The sequence below is a fragment of the Flavobacterium sp. ACN2 genome (genome assembly GCF_002303885.1).
Taxonomy (GTDB): Bacteria; Bacteroidota; Bacteroidia; order Flavobacteriales; family Flavobacteriaceae; genus Flavobacterium.
In genome coordinates, this window is sequence record NZ_MRCM01000001.1 from 146,148 (window position 1) to 164,484 (window position 18,337).

The 18,337-nt window shown below is 34.4% G+C and carries 14 protein-coding genes; 10 read left to right on the top strand and 4 right to left on the bottom strand.

Translation table 11 applies throughout. The annotated features are described in order from the left end of the window. Positions 1-59: 59 nt before the first annotated feature. The 7 genes from BSF41_RS00520 to BSF41_RS00550 all read left to right on the top strand — a co-directional run bounded on the left by BSF41_RS00520 (position 60) and on the right by BSF41_RS00550 (position 10,313). Positions 60-698 (top strand): hypothetical protein, encoded by a 639-nt coding sequence (locus BSF41_RS00520; protein WP_095927580.1) that lies wholly within the window; start codon positions 60-62, stop codon positions 696-698. Between the two features lie 310 nt (positions 699-1,008). Further along, complete coding sequence (locus tag BSF41_RS00525) at positions 1,009-1,608, top strand: RNA polymerase sigma-70 factor (RefSeq protein WP_095927581.1); 600 nt, start codon at positions 1,009-1,011, stop codon at positions 1,606-1,608. 67 nt (positions 1,609-1,675) lie between these two features. Beyond that, positions 1,676-2,779 (top strand): FecR family protein, encoded by a 1,104-nt coding sequence (locus tag BSF41_RS00530; protein WP_095927582.1) that lies wholly within the window; start codon positions 1,676-1,678, stop codon positions 2,777-2,779. Positions 2,780-2,789: 10 nt separating this feature from the next. Continuing rightward, entirely contained in the window at positions 2,790-6,146 is a 3,357-nt protein-coding gene (locus BSF41_RS00535) for a SusC/RagA family TonB-linked outer membrane protein (protein WP_095927583.1), read from the top strand. 4 nt (positions 6,147-6,150) lie between these two features. Beyond that, a complete protein-coding gene (locus BSF41_RS00540) occupies positions 6,151-7,611 on the top strand; it encodes a RagB/SusD family nutrient uptake outer membrane protein (RefSeq protein ID WP_253251738.1) in 1,461 nt (486 codons plus the stop codon). Beyond that, a complete protein-coding gene (locus BSF41_RS00545; protein ID WP_095927585.1) occupies positions 7,598-9,061 on the top strand; it encodes a hypothetical protein in 1,464 nt (487 codons plus the stop codon). Before BSF41_RS00540 ends, BSF41_RS00545 begins: the two co-directional genes overlap by 14 nt. Before the next feature lie 109 nt (positions 9,062-9,170). Next, on the top strand, positions 9,171-10,313 hold the full coding sequence (locus BSF41_RS00550) for a cytochrome-c peroxidase (protein WP_095927842.1): 1,143 nt from the start codon (positions 9,171-9,173) through the stop codon (positions 10,311-10,313). 75 nt (positions 10,314-10,388) lie between these two features. Here BSF41_RS00550 and BSF41_RS00555 read toward each other — a convergent pair whose 3' ends face one another. Continuing rightward, the gene (locus tag BSF41_RS00555; protein WP_095927586.1) at positions 10,389-11,294 is read right to left on the bottom strand and encodes a hypothetical protein; all 906 of its coding nucleotides are present in this window, start codon (positions 11,292-11,294) and stop codon (positions 10,389-10,391) included. Positions 11,295-11,598: 304 nt separating this feature from the next. Here BSF41_RS00555 and BSF41_RS00560 point away from each other — a divergent pair, with 304 nt between their 5' ends. The 3 genes from BSF41_RS00560 (at position 11,599) to BSF41_RS00570 (ending at position 13,314) form a co-directional block, all read left to right on the top strand. Next, positions 11,599-12,015 (top strand): hypothetical protein, encoded by a 417-nt coding sequence (locus BSF41_RS00560; protein ID WP_095927587.1) that lies wholly within the window; start codon positions 11,599-11,601, stop codon positions 12,013-12,015. Between the two features lie 196 nt (positions 12,016-12,211). Continuing rightward, positions 12,212-12,862, top strand: a complete 651-nt coding sequence (locus BSF41_RS00565) for a VOC family protein (RefSeq protein WP_095927588.1) — start codon at positions 12,212-12,214, stop codon at positions 12,860-12,862. Positions 12,863-12,915: 53 nt separating this feature from the next. After that, entirely contained in the window at positions 12,916-13,314 is a 399-nt protein-coding gene (locus BSF41_RS00570; RefSeq protein WP_095927589.1) for a tautomerase family protein, read from the top strand. Between the two features lie 39 nt (positions 13,315-13,353). On the opposite strand, the gene BSF41_RS00575 is transcribed toward BSF41_RS00570, so the two are convergent. From BSF41_RS00575 to BSF41_RS00585, 3 genes are all read right to left on the bottom strand, one after another. After that, on the bottom strand, positions 13,354-15,354 hold the full coding sequence (locus BSF41_RS00575) for a heavy metal translocating P-type ATPase (protein ID WP_172426831.1): 2,001 nt from the start codon (positions 15,352-15,354) through the stop codon (positions 13,354-13,356). Positions 15,355-15,736: 382 nt separating this feature from the next. After that, a complete protein-coding gene (locus BSF41_RS00580; protein ID WP_095927591.1) occupies positions 15,737-17,011 on the bottom strand; it encodes an efflux RND transporter periplasmic adaptor subunit in 1,275 nt (424 codons plus the stop codon). Positions 17,012-17,013: 2 nt separating this feature from the next. Beyond that, positions 17,014-18,255 carry a TolC family protein gene (locus BSF41_RS00585; protein WP_095927592.1) on the bottom strand — a complete coding sequence of 414 codons (1,242 nt, stop codon included), beginning with the start codon at positions 18,253-18,255 and terminating at the stop codon, positions 17,014-17,016. Positions 18,256-18,337 lie beyond the last annotated feature (82 nt).

Here is an 18,337-nt window from a genome sequence, read left to right on the forward strand (position 1 = left end):
GGTTAAAAAAGCAATACTTTGCGGTTAAAAAGTAGTACTTTTAATGAAATTTCCATTTAATGAAAAAATTATTTATAGCCGGAGTTGTCTTTGTATTCATTTTATATGCTTTCAAAAAATTAGTTTATGATTCTTATCAATGGAAAAAAGCAATTAACAGCCCTGAGCATAAATTGCAATTGGGAAGTTTTATCTTTAGTAAACAAAGCGGCTCTAACGGGAGTCAAAGCATGGAACACAAATATTTTATTTTTAGGGTAATTGAAATAAACGGCGATTATGTGAGACTTTCGGTTGTTAGGCAGTTATCACAAAAAGACAAGCTGCTTCAATCTGATTTCTCTACTACCAAAGAAGCATACAAAGATTTAAAACAAAATATAGGCAATATAAAAATTACCGGAATACTCAAAGATGATTTGTATAAAGCGGGTCCTTCTTATACCTTGAATGATTTTTTATTAGAAAAATATCCTTCCTTACTGCAGTCAACATATTATTTTGAAGAAATCACCGAAAATAAAAAACATGGTCCAATACCAGTAGATTACAATGAATTACAGGAATATTTCAGTTTAGTTTATTCTAAAAACGAAATCATAAACAAGGGAAAACTGGTTCCGTGGGTTTTAAATAACAATACTACACCCGAATTAGCCGAAAGGTTATCTCAAAATATAGATTTGATACTTAATTAACCGCAAAATTATTTAACCGCAAAGAGCGCGAAGAGTTACGCAAAGTCCGCAAAGTCCGCAAAGTTTTTAGACAAAGCTTTGCGGACTTTGCGTTTTTATAAGAGTCCTAAACAAAAAAACTTTGCGTGCTTTGCGGTTAAAAAAACAGCAATACTAAACCTATTCTGAATAATTTTTTCAGGAAAGCAGTTTATTTGAATTTTATTTAGAATTAATATAAATAAACTTTTATATTTGCCGCTTTCTGAACAAAATTGAGTAGTTTTTAAAATTTACTTAATATTGCTTCACCCAAAGTAAATTTCGTTTAATGAATAATAATGCCAGTTTAGAACTAGATCTTTTCCATTCCTTTAAGGAAGGCGACGAAACTGCATTCAAGTTTTTTTACGATAAATACTTTAGGAGAATCCAATCTTTCAGCGTTCAATTTATTTACGATCAAGACGAAGCTGAAAATCTTGCTCAGGAATCCTTACTACACCTATGGCAAAGTAGAGAAGAAATAGAATCTGTAAACGGGATTCAAGCTTTCTTATTTACTTATGCTAAATCAAAATGCTTGAATTTAATCCGTCATAATAAAGTGAAGGATAAATTTAAAAATGACCTCTTAAACCACAAAGAAAGAGAATTGGATATCGAAGTTTTAAATTCGATTCAGTTTGATACTTTAGAATTAACCGAATTAGAACGTATAATTCAGGAATCTATCAGCGATCTGCCTCCAAAAACCAGAGAAGTTTTTATCAAAAAACGCTTTGAGAATAAAAAAAATGCAGAAATTGCCGAAGAGCTAGGAGTTTCCTTAAAAGCCGTAGAAGCCCATATGACAAAGGCTTTGAAGATTTTAAAGACGAGATTATCTGATTATTTGTTCTTGATTTTTATGCTTATTTATAATAATTAAGAATAAAAGGTAGGGTATTTTAATTCTGAGGTGTACTTATAATGGCGAGAAGTTTTAAAAAGCATATATGACATCGGAAATACTAAATAAATACCTTTCTAATGAAGCTTCAGAACAAGAAGTTCAGGCACTTTTTGATTGGATTGAAGCATCAGAAGAAAATAAAACACAATTTATAAAGGCTAAGAAAATTTGGGCATTAACCACACTTTCTTCAGACTTATCTATTGAGACTGTTTCGGTAATCCAAATGCAGCCAAAAAACAAAATCAGAACGTATTTAAAGTATGCTGCGATTTTTTTATTGTTTTTGGGTTTAGGGACCACTATTTATTTGTTTAACAGTAAATCTGAAACTCCAAAAGAAATTGTTCTAGAATTAGGCGACGGCCGTCTGGAGTATTTCTCTGGAAAAACTCAGACCACTCTTTTAAATGACAAAGGCGATTTGGTTGCCAAAAAATTTCCGACGGAGATTATTTACTTTGGCAAAGTTCAGGATCACAAAGTGATTTATAATACGCTTTCTATTCCGTACGGAAAACGTTTCAAACTTAAACTTTCAGATGGTACTGTTGTGAGTTTAAATTCTGGAACCACTTTGCGCTATCCGGAGCAATTTGGCTTAAACGGAAACAGAAACGTGTACTTAACTGGCGAGGCATTTTTTGAAGTAGCCAAAGACAAAATGCATCCGTTTATTGTTCATGCTAATCAGGCAGACATTGAAGTTCTCGGTACCACATTTAATGTGAGCGCTTATCCCGAAAACCCTACAGTTAATAGTACATTAATTGAAGGAAGTATTCGAATGTCTGAAGCCCTTAATCCTTCTAATGTTATTTTGCTAGAGCCCAACCAAATGGCTACATGGCAAAATAATTCAAAAAAACTGGTCTTAAAAGAAGTAGATCCAACGTTTTATGCTGCCTGGACAAAAGGCGAACTTGCTTTTAAAGACACCCCATTTTCTACAATCGCTAAAATTATTCAGCGTACTTATGATGTTGAAATTATCAACGAAAATTCTGATTTGGCCAGACAGAATTTTACCGGTACGATTAAAATTAGCGAATCTAGTGTCGAGAACATTTTAGAACTGCTAAAACGTGACACGCCATTTAATTATTCTATTCAACAAAAAACCATTACAATCACCAATCCGCGATAAATAAAAAAACATGACATTTACGATACAACCCGTTTTAAGAAAAATTCTGTTTTTCTTAGCCATTCTCATATCTGGATTTAAAGGATTTTCTCAGAATAAACTCATAACATTACATGTAAAAAACAAACCTATAAGCCTAATTATCAAATCTATTGAAGAGCAAAGTGATTTTAGAATCATTTATAATGCAAAAAAAATAGATACCGATCAGTTAGCCGATATAGATGTTAATAATGCTTCTCTAGAAACGGTTTTAACGCAGTTATTAAAAGATAAAGACATTGCTTTTTACATTCAGAAAAAGCAGGTTTTATTGACTCCTTCGGTTCCTGAAACTTCAAATTCAGCAGTTCAGGAAACTTCAAGAATGATTAGCGGAACGGTCTATAGCGCAAAAGACAGACAACCGCTTCCTGGTGCTTCTATTCGCATAAAAGGAACTGGAATGGGTGCTATTACCGATTTTAACGGAAAGTTTGTCTATCAGCTAAAAGGAAACTCGATTTCAAATCTGGTTCTTGAAGCCGGTTTTTTAGGAATGGAAACCCAATCTCAAAAAGCAGACGACAAAAAAGTTTTTGTTTTTTATCTTCAAGAAGCTACAGACGAACTAAACCCTGTTGTGATTACTTCGTCTTATGGCACTACAAAGCTAAAAGAAGAAATTGTTGGAAGTATTTCGACTTTACAAGCCAAAGATATTGCCGTTGAACAAGCTTCTGAGAGTTTTGATAAAATGATCACGGGACAAATTGCCGGAGTTATGGTAGAAAATACTTCTGGTGTAGGTGGCCCTGTAAAAATTAATATTCGTGGCCAAGGCACATTATCTTCTTTAAGCGGGGCAATTACTGGAACTTCTTCGCAACCGCTTATTATTATTGATGGCGTTGTAATGAGTGAAGAATATGCAATTGACAGCAGTTTGTTTAACGGAAGCGGCGATTTTTCTGAAAACATCGCTAATCCTTTAATGAAAATTGCTCCAGAAAATATTGAAACCATTTCGGTTCTAAAAGATGCCGCAGCTGTAGGTATTTATGGTGCCGATGGTGCAAATGGAGTAATTTTAATTACCACTAAAAAAGGTAAAAAAGGTAAAACGCAATTTGGTTTTTCAAATCAGTTAGGAGTTTCTTCTGCCATTAATCAAATTAAATATTTAAACGGAGAACAATACACAGAACTTCGAAATGAGTTCATGAAAAACACCACAACTGGCTATGTTCCTGTTGCTTATAATGGAGTAGATACAGATTGGTTTAACATTCTAAACCGAGCTGGAATTTATAACAAATATAATTTTAATGTTTCGGGTTCTACTTCTAAATTTTCGTACCGAACCAACGTTAGTTACACCAAAATTGACGAACCACAGGTTGGAAATGAGTCTAAGCAATTAAATGCGGGAATTAATTTAGGCTACAGTTCTGGCAAATGGGATATCAATTTAATGCTGAATCCGAGTTTTGTACAAAAAGATGCGCCTAACATTTTTTATAGTTTTGCCTACCTTCCTACTCTTCCCGTATATAACGCAGACGGATCGTATGCTAATTTAGGTTTGAGCGGTGCTACGAGAGGAAATCCGTTGGCGGCAATTGAACAAAACAAAAATGAAGCACAGACTTTTGGTCTTTTAGGAAGTATCAATTTATCTTATAAACTCAATAAAAATATTCGATTTTCTACTCTTTTCGGTATGGATTATACCGATAAAGAACAAGATCGTTATTTTTCTGCAGCAAATGAAAGCGGCCAGTTTAATGGAACTTTTATTTTGGACGGAACTACTTATGCCGCTTGGGGTCGTCGTCTTTTAAACGAAAGAAATTCGACTAAATGGAACTGGCAAGGACAAGCTTTATTTAATAAACAATTGAATGAAAACAATGAAATTGATGGTGTTGTTGGTTTTGAATTGGCTGAAGACAAAACAAATTTCAACTACCAATCTGGTGTTGGATTTTTAGAGCCAAACCGTATTAATGCTGTTACAGATGCCATAAGAGATGACAATCCGAATACGCCTCAAGATGAATCTAAAGATGGTCAGACTTACAAAAATGAAATCAGTTACAATTCGAGAGTTTCTTTATTCTCGCAGGTAAATTACAACTATAAAAAACGCTATTTCTTGTTGGCAAATTACCGTCGCGACCAGAGTTCTGTTTTTGGAGATGATACCGATGTGGCTCATAATGGAGGTTTAGGTGCTGGTTGGATTATTAGCAATGAAAACTTTTTAAGCTCTAATTCTTGGATTGATTTCTTGAAATTGAAAGCGAGTTATGGTACAACAGGAAATTCTAAAATTGGTTCGTACCGATCAAAAGGTTTGTACAATATCAGCCAAAACGGATACAATGGTTCTATTGGAGCAACTACAGGCTCTGCCCCAAATGGAAGGTTAAGCTGGGAAAAAAACACAAAATTCAATGCAGGATTTGATTTTAATATTTTCAAAAGAATCGAATTGACATTAGAATACTATTATGACAACAAAAGCAATTTAATTACTGCCCGAGATATCCCGACAGAAACGGGTTATAGTTCAGTACAATTAAATGCTGCCAGTATGTACAACAAAGGTTTTGAGCTTACTACAAGAATTAAATGGATAAAAAGCGATGCTTTTAAATGGACAACAGCATTTAATATTTCTACCATAGACAGCAAAGTAACCGACTTAAAAGGTCTAGGAAGCGATTATTCTGAAGCGAATATTGCATTGGCGCAAAAAATTGGTTACAGCACTACAACATTATGGGGAATAAAATGGGTTGGTGTAGATCCTGCGACAGGAAGAGATCTTGTGCAAAAAAATGGTCAAGTTTACGATGCAAAAACCTATAATGAACTCCATACCGTTGCCGATTGGGAACCAATTGGAGACAAGCAAGCAGATGCTTACGGAGGTTTTTACAACACTTTTACTTTCTATAATAATCTTACTTTGTCTGTTAGAGGAGATTATCAAATTGGTGGTGACTTATTGGCATCGAGCGTGCTTATAGATCAATATAATGTAACAACAAACCGAAATCTTTCTGTAAATGCATACGATTATTGGAGAAATCCAGGCGACAACGTTTCTCAGTCAGCGGTAACACTTTCGCCAATTCTAAACAACTTAAGCAAATATGTTTATGATGCTACTTATATCAGAATCAGTAATATTAATTTAAGTTATAATGTACCGCTGAAAAATACTTTTCTGGATGCTCTTTCTGTTTTTGCCGATGCTACAAATGTGGCGTATTGGTACAAAGAAAAAAGTCCGAAAGGAATGAACGGAGTTCGAGAGTATAGTTATATCTATCCGCAGGCAAGAACAATTTCGCTTGGAGTAAATGCTAAATTTTAAGAAAATGAAATATTCAAAATACTTATCTATATTTTTTCTAATGCTTTCATTACAAAGCTGTAGTGACTTTTTAGAACAAGAACCTGGAACACAAACTTCTATAGACGAACTTTTACAGAACAAAACAGGAGTTTTACAGGCGCTTACAGGACTTTACACCGAAGTAGAAGCCAATGTAAGACCTGATCGCTACGCTGCTTATGCTGATTTGCAGGGCGGTAATATAAAATTTGCACCAGTTGCAACGGGAGGCTCTAGAGGTCAAATTTCTCCAGCAATAAATCTGCAGCAAGTTTATTCTTTTGAAGATGTAGCGCTAACCAGTAATTTCAAATCATTTTATGATAGCAGTTATGATATAATCAATCAGGCAAATTTAATTTTAGAATTTACTCCTGCCCTAACCGACGCCACTGAGGCAGAGAAAAACCAAATAAAAGCAGAAGCTTTGGCAATAAGAGCCTACGCGCATTTTCTTTTATCTCTTGTTTACAGCCAAGATTATAAATATACTCCAGATGCATCGCATTTAGGAATTATCTACAGCACAGAATCTATCAAATCTGGCATACAATATCCTGCCAGAAAAACGGCTGCCGAGACGTATACTTTAATTATAAATGATTTACAAACGGCTATCGATAGTTATTCAGACGCTTCACTCCTTTCTGGTCCTGCTTATTCTTTCTTTAACAGAAAAAATACAAAAGCATTATTGGCAAGAGTTTATCTTCAAAAAGGAGATTGGGCCAATGCTTACGACATGGCAAATGATGTAATTGCCAATTCTGGCGTTGTACTAACCAGCAAAGAAACTTTAATTGCAGAATGGGAAAAACCAGATCTTCCGATATCTGAAATTTTGTTGGAATTTTCTATTCCAAAAGACACGGAAGGAAATGTTTCTTCCTCAATGACTCAGACTTTTGGCTATACTACAGATACAAATTTTGAAAAATATACTGCTTCAAATGATTTAGTTGATCTTTACGAAAGCACAGATTTAAGAAAACAATTGTTCTTAACAAAATCGCTTTTTACAATAGTAAGTGGCGTTCAGACCAATCTTAATTACAATTTTACCAAAAAATTCCAGAACAATGCAGGTTATGTAGCTTCTAGGCTTAGCGAAATGTATTTGATTCGTGCCGAAGCAGCGCTAGAAACCAATAGAGCCGATTTAGCAATGGCAGACATTAACATCATTCGTGCCCGCGCCAATGCATCTCTATTGACCAGTACAAACAATCTTAAAGAAAACATCTTTTTAGAACGAAGAAAAGAATTATGCTTTGAAGGTTTCCTATTTTTTGATATTGCCAGAATGCACAAAGATGTTTCCAGAAATGATGGCTGTATTGCTACAGTTTGCAGTCTTACTTATCCGTCTTTAAAATACGTACTGCCAATACCAACATTCAACACTAATCTTAACCCAAACTTGCAGCAAAATGACTCGTATTAAGATATTCAGTATATTATTTACAGCACTATTATATATTTCATGTTCCAAAGATGATTACAAATTAGGCTCAGACATTGATCCTTTTTTACGATTTAATTTTTTAGTAAAAAGTGACAACACACCTCTAGAATACCCAACCGTAAACGGGAATTTAGTTCCGCAGTCTACTTATGAAAACAAATCTGTAAAAACCTTAAAAGTTCCTGTGGCTCTAACAACACGCGAATTGAAAGGAACTGTTACGGCCAATTTTAGTGCCGAAACAAACGGTGCAAGCGACAGTTTTAGTGTAAATCCTGTCAATCAGCTTTCTTTTCAAGGCAGCAAATTAACAGATACTATTTATGTCTCGTTTGATAAAAGATGGACTCAAAGCCAGAATATTACATTAAAATTAGAAACGGTTTCTGATCCTGATATTCATATTGGAAACCTGAATACAGAATATCCAAACACTACTTTCAAAATTGATTTAGGAACTATTGCAACCAATTACACCTTTCCGGTAACGCAATACAATATAAAAGGAGAAGTAGGCGAAAAAATCGATTTTATAGTCAATTATCCGAATGGTTTTTTCCCTGAGGAAATTGAAAATGCGTCTATTTTTAAATTCCAAAACGGATTCGAATATTCCTTAACTCATGATGATTATGGCGATAATAGAACTTCTGTAACCTATCATTTAACTCTTTTAGAAGATCTTCAAAATGACGATGTTCGATACGAGTCCAAATTAACGCTTGTAAATATTCCGAATTATACTGCAACAGGAAACATCAACTTGACCATTGTAAAACCAATAAAAACGCCAAGAGATGTTCAAGCCTATCCCGCTTCGAAATTTACAGATCCGACCAATGCGTTTTATCTAACATACGGCGAACATTGGTTTAACAACAATGGAAACTGTTCATGGATGACTTTCAACGCTTTAACTTTTCCAGTTATCGTGACAAAAGACGATCCAAATGCAATTTTATACAGCGATAAAGGAACTACAAATCCTAATGATGATATTTATCACGATGCTTTCAAAATTGGATTTAACGTCTCAAGCGGAACCAATACGGTGAATTCTTTTGGTTTAAAAAGATGGTTTTCTAACGAAAGTAACTCTGCTGCTATTTCGCCAGGATTTAATATTACTTCGGCTTTGGAATTTTTCCCAGCCAACGGAAACAGCAAAACGGAAGGAACTGTTCTCGTAATTCCGCAAGATATTACAATTGGATCTAGCGCAACAAATACACATAGTATTGCCATTTCAGGAGAAGGAACGTACAAAGAAATCAGCAATGGTTTATATGAAATTTCATTTGAATTAAAACTGACAAATGACAAACTGTTTGGAGGAACAGTTTCGACACAATACAGAATGTACAATAACAGGACGTATCCGAAACCTGCGGCTTTGAGTATTCCTTGTCCTAAAGAAGTTTCTCTTTAATATAAAAATGGTTTCAAGTTTCAAGTTTCAAGTTGCAACAGAACCTGAAACTTGAAACTTGAAACCTGAAACTTGAAACTTGAAACAAAAAACAAAAAAAAAACAAAAATTGAAAAAACTAATCTTCCCTCTCCTATTCCTGCTTGGACTATCGGCTTATAAAACAGCCGAAGGTCCTGATTATACAGATATTCAGGAATTACGAAAATTGTATTCTAGCGGAGATTCTTCAAAATGGCCCGCTGCAGAATTACATGAAAATGTAGATAAATCTAAATTTCAGGATATTGGCGTTTTGCCATCCGTTCCGTATCCTGCTTACAATCCGTATTCGAAGGAAAAAGAAAGTTTGGGAAAGATTTTGTTTTTTGATCCGAGATTATCGCGAAGCGGACAAATTGCGTGTGCTTCTTGCCACAATCCAGAATTGGGCTGGACAGACAATCTAACGCGCTCTTTTGGCCATGATCGCCAAACTGGAAAACGCAATTCGATGACGATTTTAAACTCGGCATACGCAACCTCTCTATTTTGGGACGGACGAGCTTCTAGCTTAGAAGATCAAGCGCAATTTCCTGTTTCTGATCCTTTAGAAATGAATGAAAAACTGACGATTGCCGTTGATAAAATAGCCAAAATAAAAGGTTACAATGCGTTATTTACAGATGCTTTTGGAGATAAAAAAGTGACTTTAGAGAGAATTCAATATGCGATTGCCACTTTTGAAAGATCTATCAATAGTCCGAAAAGTAAATTTGACCAGTTTGTAAGCGGAAAATCAGACATTTATAACGATCAGCAGGTAAAAGGAATGCATTTGTTTAGAACCAAAGCACAATGCATCAATTGCCATAATACCCCTTATTTCAGTGATAATGAGTTTCATAATGATGGCCAAACTTTATTTGGCACAAAAAATGAAGATTTCGGACGCTATAATGTGACGAAAGATGTAAAAGATATCGGCAAATTTAGAACGCCAACACTTCGTGAAGTCGCAAATACAAAACCTTGGATGCATCACGGACATTTTCCAACTTTATTGGATGTTGTAGAATTGTACAATCTCGGAAATCCGTCTCCTGTTCAAAAAAAATATCTAGGAACAGCCCGAGATTCTCTCATTCCAAAATCAGATCCAATGCTTAGGAAATTGAATTTAAGCAAAGAAGAAATGGGCGATTTATTGGCTTTTATTGAAACTTTAAGTACGCCAACCAGAAGAATTATGATTCCCGAAATGCCAAAATAAGTTAGTTAATTGATTTGTATTTTGCCCCAAGTATTTGCAAATCTTTTAAGCCCATTTCATAAGAGAAATGGGCTTTTATTTTATATCGCTTTCAACTTCATCCAAAACATCATTTAAAATTTGTGAATCTAGCTTATCAATTCTTGCTATATCATTCAAGCCTTCTCGTATCAAATTAAAAACGATTCTTTTCTTTTCTGTTTCATTTTTGGATGCATAACCGACATAATCTTCTAGTACGGCAATACCATAAACAAACCAATTCTCTGCTCTAACCGCATTATATAAAGCATTTTCAAAAGAGTCAGAAACTTCAATGTATAAGTGTGTATAATCTGGCAACTTAAATTTTTTCTCTCGAAGTTTAGCTCGTATCTTTTCGCAGAATTTATAGCTATAAGGCGCAAAATAAAGTTTATCTATGCCTTCGAAATGATAGTAAAATCTTAAATCTCGTATTAATTTTTCATTCTGTATTACACGATTTTCTCTTTCCTTTCTTTCATCAACTCTTCGAATTAATGTTTCATTACGTAAAATTGATTCACATTCTCTGTTTAATTGCCATAAATCTGTATTTTGTAATTCTGCTTCTAAAAGAGATAACACTTGTTTTACCAGTTCAGCATTATAAAGATCATCTTTTTTTTTCTTGGCAAAAATAATTTCAAAACCACTATAAATTAACTTAAACACATCATCTAAAGTTCTTTCAGTTTCAAATACAGGTAAAGTTACTCTAACCATACTTTTACCCCTATAATAATTTGGTAATTTATTAAACCAATCATTATAAATTTCTTTATCTTTTCCTTTTGGCTTATTTGAAAAACAAGCTAATTGAATCTCTATCTCTTTGTAAGGAAATCCTATTTCCTCCTGTTGAAATCTGTCTGAAATTATTCTTCCAAAATTTTCAAATGGCTCATCAAATGTACCTCCATAAGTTCCATAGCCACTTTTTATAAAATAAATCTGCATAGTTTTAAATCAATTAAACTTGATTGCAAATATATTTTAATCACACAATTAGAATATCATAAATAAGTTATAAGTATATCAAAATAAGATAAATAAATATTTTAATTGATTTGTATTTTGCCCCAAGTATTTGCAAATCTTTTAAGCCCATTTCATAAGAGAAATGGGCTTTTATTTTGATTCATAAATATAAAAAACTTCTTTTTAATTCATTATTTTCAAAAAATTGCAATATAAATTTCCATACATTTAACGAGAAAAATTTTAGAATAGTCCCATTTAAAAACTTAATCCAAACAACATTATGAGCTCTCTCAAAATCTGGAAAGAAAAACCAACTGAACAAGAAGTTCAGAATTTAGTAGAAGAATTTTTCGCTTATTTAAAGAAAGGCGAATTAGATAATGCCAAAAATATTGTAGATCACGTTTATGATGATTGGGAAGAATCTATACACGTAATTTGGCGCGATCATTACTTGATTCACGAAATTGCAGAAGACGAATCTTTTGAAGGAAGAGAATGGTTTAATAACCTAGAATGGCTAAATAACCTCGGAATTCTAGATGATTTTATTTGGGCTGAAGAAAACGACAAATCAAGATATTTTGATGTAAGCGTAACTTATATGGATGAGCCCTCTGGATTTGCAGCACAATTTTATCTGGTAAAAAATGACAATCACTATTTTGTACAAAGAGGGTTAATAGACATGGCTTAATCTCAGTTTAGAAATAATAAAGTCCGTAATTATTGATTTATTACGGACTTTTTTTTATTATTATTTAAAATTAAAATAGTAAATTACTATAATTCCATTGATGCATAAAATAACGCCACATGCTCAATAACATTGGCATTTTTTAAATTTGTTTATCAATCAAAAGAAGATTTTTCTTTTATAAAAAATTATTGTCATGAGAATAGATCAAATACAAATCAAAACAAACGATATTCAAAAAACGAAAGCATTTTACCAGAACCTTTTTGGGCTTTTTATTCTTGAAAATGACCAAAAATCGATTACATTTCAGGCTGGAACTTCTATTTTAAAATTTGTAGAAGATTCAGATTTTAATTCCATCTATCACTTTGCTTTTAATATTCCTGAAAATCAGCTTGAAGAAGCCATTCAATGGTGCAACGACAAAGTGGATTTAATTGTTTTGGAAGATAAAAACGTCGTTACTAATTTCGAAAATTGGAATGCGCATTCTATTTATTTCTTCGATCACAACGGAAATTTACTCGAATTCATTGCTAGACATGATCTTAATAATGAACAAGTTGGTGAATTCAACTCTGCCTCTATTTTAAACATAAGCGAAATCGGAATTGTTACAGAAAATCCGTTGCAATTAGGAAATCAATTAATTGAAGAACACGGATTGCATTTCTTTTCTCAAAATACAAATACCGATAAATTTGCTGCAATTGGCGATCATGACGGTTTATTAATTCTAGTTCAACCTACTAGAAATTGGTATCCAACTCAAATTCCTTCTGAAAGTAATCCGGTAAAAATAACTTTAGAGAATAATGAAAACATAATTGAATTGAAGTTTTAATAATCTAGCAATTCTAAATTCTGTATTTTTATGCAACTTTAAAATGAATCAAAATGCCATTTGTTAGAATAAGTCTTCCAAAAAAACTTTCGCTTGAAACAAAAAATACTATTTCTGAAGCTATTCATCAATCTTTAATTGAAGAATTTAATATTCCTGTAGATGATTATTTTCATGTAATTGAAGAACTAGAAACACATCAGATAAAATATCCTAAAAGTTATTTAGGAATTTCACATTGTGAAGAAATAGTTTATGTACAAATAACCGCGGGACAAGGAAGAACTTTAGAACAAAAGAAAAAACTATATCACCAAATTGCTTCGAAAATTTCGGTTTCAACTGAAATACTAATCAACAACATAATTATTATTTTACTGGAAAATAATGGTCATGAAAACTGGTCTTTTGGCAATGGGGAAATTCAAGAGCAAAAACATTTAAAGAAATAAGCAAAAAGCCCAATTCGTATGAATTGGGCTTTTATTATTTTAGAACTTCATTCTCTGAATTCTTACTGCATTCAATATCGCTAATAACGCCACGCCAACATCGGCAAAAACAGCTTCCCACATGGTGGCAAGTCCTCCCGCGCCAAGAATTAATACAAAAGCCTTAACCACAAAAGCAAGCGTAATATTCTGCCAGACAATCTTTTTAGTCTGTTTCCCGATATTGATTGCCATTGCGATTTTACTAGGTTTATCATCCTGAATTACGACATCGGCGGTTTCTATGGCAGCATCGCTTCCTAAACCTCCCATTGCAATCCCGACCGTACTTAAAGCAATTACAGGGGCATCGTTTACTCCATCGCCCACAAAAGCAATCGTTTCGTTTTTGGCCTTAATTTCGTTAACCTTATTCACTTTATCTTCTGGAAGCAAATCACCAAAAGCTTTCGTAATTCCAAGCTTATCTGCTACGAATTGAACAACATTCGATTTATCTCCGCTCAACATAGTCAGCTTTACGCCTAAAGATTTTAGTTTAGAAACCGTTTCTTTCGCATCTTCTTTAATTTCATCTGCAATAGTCAGATAACCCGCAAATTTACTTTCATAAGCAATTGCAATTGTGGTATAAACTATTGAAGACGGATCAATATCATACGAAATGGAATATTTATCCAAAAGCTTAAAATTCCCTACAAGCAATTCTTTTCCGTTGTAAGTTGCTTTTAATCCGTGGCCTGAAATTTCTTCGATTTCTTTTAATTCTACCGAAGAATCAACTGGTCCCACATGATTATGAATGGCTGTTGCTACAGGATGTGTACTTCTGTTTTCTAAAGCATTGACCAGTTTTAAAATTTCGTCTTTATCCAATTCGGATTTTATAATAACTTCTTGCACTTTAAAAACACCTTCGGTCATCGTTCCCGTTTTGTCAACTATGACATGCTGAATTGTGGAAATACTATCAAGGAAATTACTGCCTTTAAACAGGATTCCGTTTTTACTTGCCGCACCGATTCCGCCAAAATAACCCAACGGAATACTGATAACCAAAGCGCAAGGGCACGAAATAACTAAGAAAACCAAAGCTCTGTATAGCCAATCGCTAAAAACATAATGGTCAACAAAAAGCATTGGCAAAAGACAAATTGCAATTGCCAGATATACTACAATTGGTGTATATATTTTGGCAAACTTCCTGATGAACAATTCTGCAGGGGCTTTTTTGGTTGTGGCATTTTGTACCAACTCTAGAATTTTAGACAATTTACTGTCATTGTAAGCTGTTGTTACTTTTACTTCGACAATAGTGCTTCCGTTTAACATTCCAGCCAAAACGGTATCGCCTTTCTTTTTAGTGTCTGGTTTACTTTCTCCCGTCAAAGCGGCTGTATTAAACGAAGCGGAATCGGATAACAACACGCCATCCAAACCTAATTTTTCGCCCGCTTTAAGCTGAATAATCGCTCCAATCTGAACGTCTTTGGCTTTGACTTTTACTGCAACATTGTTTTCTAAAATATGCACCTCATCTGGACGTTGATCGAGCAGACTTTTAATACTCGATTTTGCTCTACTAACCGCCATTCCTTGAAAGGTTTCTCCAATAGTGTAAAATAGCATAACAGCAACACCTTCTGGATATTCTCCAATGGCAAAAGCTCCGATTGTCGCGATACACATCAGAAAAAACTCTGAGAAAACATCTCCTTTTACAATGCTTTCGTAAGCTTCTTTCAAAACCGGAAGTCCGACTGGAAGATACGCAATTGCATACCAGACAATTCTAACATATCCTGTAAACCATTCTTGCGGAAAATAGTTATCAAAACCAATTCCGATTAGCAGTAAAATAAAAGATATAATTGATGGCAGAAACAACTGAAAAAGACTTCCGTTTGCATTGTGTTCATGATCATGTCCTTCGTGATTGTGCCCATCATTATCAGTCTGCACAGGCTCGTCATGTGAACAGCAGCAAGAAGGTTTGACTTTATTTTTTTTATTTTTTACTTCTTTATCTTGATGTATCATTTTTTGAGTTTCAAGTTTCAGGTTTAAAGTTTCACGTTTAAAGTTTCACGTTTTTAATGCCTGAAGTTATTGTTTAAATAATGTCCTAAAATTAAGCATTTTGTGGTAAAGTTTGTTGCCACGAAGACGCTAAGGCACAAAGTTTTTTTTTCTCACTTTATGTCATTTCGACGAAGGAGAAATCTCCGCTAGAAACTCCACAAAGATTGAATTCTAGGAACGGAGCTACTTGTGGAGATTTCTCCTTCGTCGAAATGACAAATAATACGTTTATTCTCCTTGTAAAAAACTTTGCGACTTGGCGCCTTTGCGAGCAAATTCCAATCCAACAAAAAAACTTAGTCCCTTAGTATCTTAGCTACTTAGCATCTTTTAAAAAAAACTAATGCGAATGCTCCCCGCCTCCCTTCATTGCAGAAAGCAGATAAAATGCGCCTTTTGTAACAATCTTTGATTGAGAATCAATCTTATCAACGAATTTTACTTCTGTAAAACCTAAATCGGTTGTGCCTGGAATAACTTCTACAGCTTTAAAATGAATTTCTTCTTCGTGTGCTTCTTCTTTTTCGCCTGCTTTGTGTTCGTGTTTTTCTTCTGCATGACCTTCTTCCTGAACAAAAACAAAATACTTATCAGCATTTCTAACTACTGCATCTTTTGGAAGCGCTGGAACAGTTGCATTGGTAATATTAATATTCGCAGAAACGTACATTCCCGGAATCAAACCTTTGGCATCAGCGGGATCAATTCTGGCATGTACGGCAACCGTTTTACTTTCGTTAGAAAAAGACTTATTGATTCCGAAAATCTTTCCTTTAATCGATTTATTCGACTGATTCGTTAACACAAAATCAATTACCTGACCAACAGAAATCGAACCCAAATCTTTTTCATATACATTCAGATCCAAATGCATCTGACTGTTGTCTACCACTTCAAAAAGCGAAACTCCTGTATTCGCAAAAGCACCTTTGGCAATATTGATTTTTCCAACAAAACCATTTATTGGCGAAACAATCGGCACGACCGATGTCGCTCCTTTTGTATTGACATGTAAAGCATCCAACTTGTTTTTTGCTGCTTGAGCACGAGCTCTTTCGGCTGCTAATTTGGCTTTTACTTCCTGAAAAGTCTTTCTCGGATTCACATTTTCCTCACTCAATGTTTTCTGACGATTATACTCTAACTGCAGAAATTCTACATTAGCAACAGCTGACTGATAATCTTCCTGCATTTCTATAACTTCCAAATTCTGAATCGTTGCCAGCACTTTTCCTTTGTTTACATAAGTTCCTTCTAAAACAAAAATATCTTTTACTGTTCCGCCAATTAAAGTCGAAACCTCAGCAGAATTTTGCGGAGGAACTGTTGTGTAACCATTTGCTTTGATGACTTTGTTAAGATTTCGATCTTCTACAATTCCAGTTTCAATGCCAACCGTTTTGTATTGTGATTCCGTCAAAGCCACTTCTGTAGTTTCTTTTTCTTCTTCCTGAGCTTCTTCCACTTTCTTTTCGTTACAACTTGCTAAAGTAACCGCAAGGCACGCAATCCCGATAGCTATCGGGAGCAAGGCACGCAAGGAAATTACACTTTGCGCTCTTTGCGAAAATCCCTTAGCGCTCTTTGCGGTTAAACTATTATCTATATTTTTCATTTTTAATTGTTTTTGATAGTTGGAAATTGAAGTTCGATAGCGCTCTGATTATAGCTGTGAGTTGCCTCTGCAAATTGTTTTTTAATATCAATGGCCTGATTTAAAAAGCTGATATACGACCAGTAACTCATATCGCCGTTGGCATAACTTTTTTGCGCCGTTTCAATAATCTGATCGGCATAATGCAGCCCTTCATTTTGGAAATAAGCTAAGTTTTTCTGCTGTTTTTTGAAGTTATTCTGCAACTCTTCTTTCTGCAGATTCAAAATCATTTTGTTTTTATCTAAAGCCATTTGCGACTGCGAAATACTGATTTCGGCCGCTTTGGCTTTGGTCGTATTCACACCGCCAAATAACGGAATCTGTAATCCTGCTGTAAAACCCTGAAACAGCGATTCGGTATTAATGGTTTGTGCAAAATAGCCTAATCCAACTTTTGGTGTTCGCAGTGCTTTAAACGTTCCCGCTTCTTTTTGGTAAACCGAAATCTGCTGCTGATAAAAATCGGTCATCAGCGTTTCTGCTTTTGTGTTTTCCTGATTTTCTATAAAAGTGTATTGCAAAGCCGTCTTTGAATCGGGAACAATATTTTCGTCTGTCTGAATGAAAAATTGCAATTGTTTCTGATAAATTGCCAAGTCGTATTCTAACTGTGCTTTTTGTGTCTCAATTTCTTTTACTTTCGCTTTTGCACTAATTACTTCGATATTTCCGCTTTCTCCTGTTTTAAAACGCAGTTCGGCGTTCTTTAAGAACTTGGTGTAAATAGCATTCAATTCTGAATTTAGTTTCTGGATGGAAACACCATACAAATATTGATAATACGCCAATGTCACCGCTTTTTCAATTTCATACGAAGACAGCGCTTTTCGTTTTTCGGCCAGTTTTGCCAATTCTTCCTGCAATTGTCGGTTGGCTTTAGTTATATTTCCTAACGGAAAAAACTGCTGTACCGAAACGTTATGGTCAAAATCGGCACTATTAAACTGCCCACCCTGATACTGTACTTGCAAGGGATCGGGCTGAAAAGCCGCTTTTTTAAGAACGGTTTGTTTTTCGATTTCTTTGTCAGCGATTTTTAAGTCGATGTTGTTTGATTTGGCTAGTTCTATTGCTTTTTCCAGACTTATGGTTTGCTGTCCTTGTGAAGGTAAGGTAAGCAATAGAAACGCAATTAACCGCAACCCCGATAGCCATCGAGAGCAAAGCTTTTTCAATCCTATTTTATATGTTAAGTTTTTCATTTTCTTATTTTTTTATCTCTCGCAGATTTTGCAGATTTAGGGGATTTTTTAAAATTAATCTGCCAGATCTGCTGAATCTGCG

Coding starts and splice junctions, on each gene's coding strand:
- BSF41_RS00520 (WP_095927580.1), top strand. CDS start 60: ATGAAAAAATTATTTATAGCCGGAGTTGTCTTTGTATTCATTTTATAT.
- BSF41_RS00545 (WP_095927585.1), top strand. CDS start 7,598: ATGACTCGTATTAAGATATTCAGTATATTATTTACAGCACTATTATAT.
- BSF41_RS00585 (WP_095927592.1), bottom strand. CDS start 18,255: ATGAAAAACTTAACATATAAAATAGGATTGAAAAAGCTTTGCTCTCGA.
- BSF41_RS00565 (WP_095927588.1), top strand. CDS start 12,212: ATGAGAATAGATCAAATACAAATCAAAACAAACGATATTCAAAAAACG.
- BSF41_RS00570 (WP_095927589.1), top strand. CDS start 12,916: ATGCCATTTGTTAGAATAAGTCTTCCAAAAAAACTTTCGCTTGAAACA.
- BSF41_RS00560 (WP_095927587.1), top strand. CDS start 11,599: ATGAGCTCTCTCAAAATCTGGAAAGAAAAACCAACTGAACAAGAAGTT.
- BSF41_RS00580 (WP_095927591.1), bottom strand. CDS start 17,011: ATGAAAAATATAGATAATAGTTTAACCGCAAAGAGCGCTAAGGGATTT.
- BSF41_RS00530 (WP_095927582.1), top strand. CDS start 1,676: ATGACATCGGAAATACTAAATAAATACCTTTCTAATGAAGCTTCAGAA.
- BSF41_RS00555 (WP_095927586.1), bottom strand. CDS start 11,294: ATGCAGATTTATTTTATAAAAAGTGGCTATGGAACTTATGGAGGTACA.
- BSF41_RS00575 (WP_172426831.1), bottom strand. CDS start 15,354: ATGATACATCAAGATAAAGAAGTAAAAAATAAAAAAAATAAAGTCAAA.
- BSF41_RS00525 (WP_095927581.1), top strand. CDS start 1,009: ATGAATAATAATGCCAGTTTAGAACTAGATCTTTTCCATTCCTTTAAG.
- BSF41_RS00535 (WP_095927583.1), top strand. CDS start 2,790: ATGACATTTACGATACAACCCGTTTTAAGAAAAATTCTGTTTTTCTTA.
- BSF41_RS00540 (WP_253251738.1), top strand. CDS start 6,151: ATGAAATATTCAAAATACTTATCTATATTTTTTCTAATGCTTTCATTA.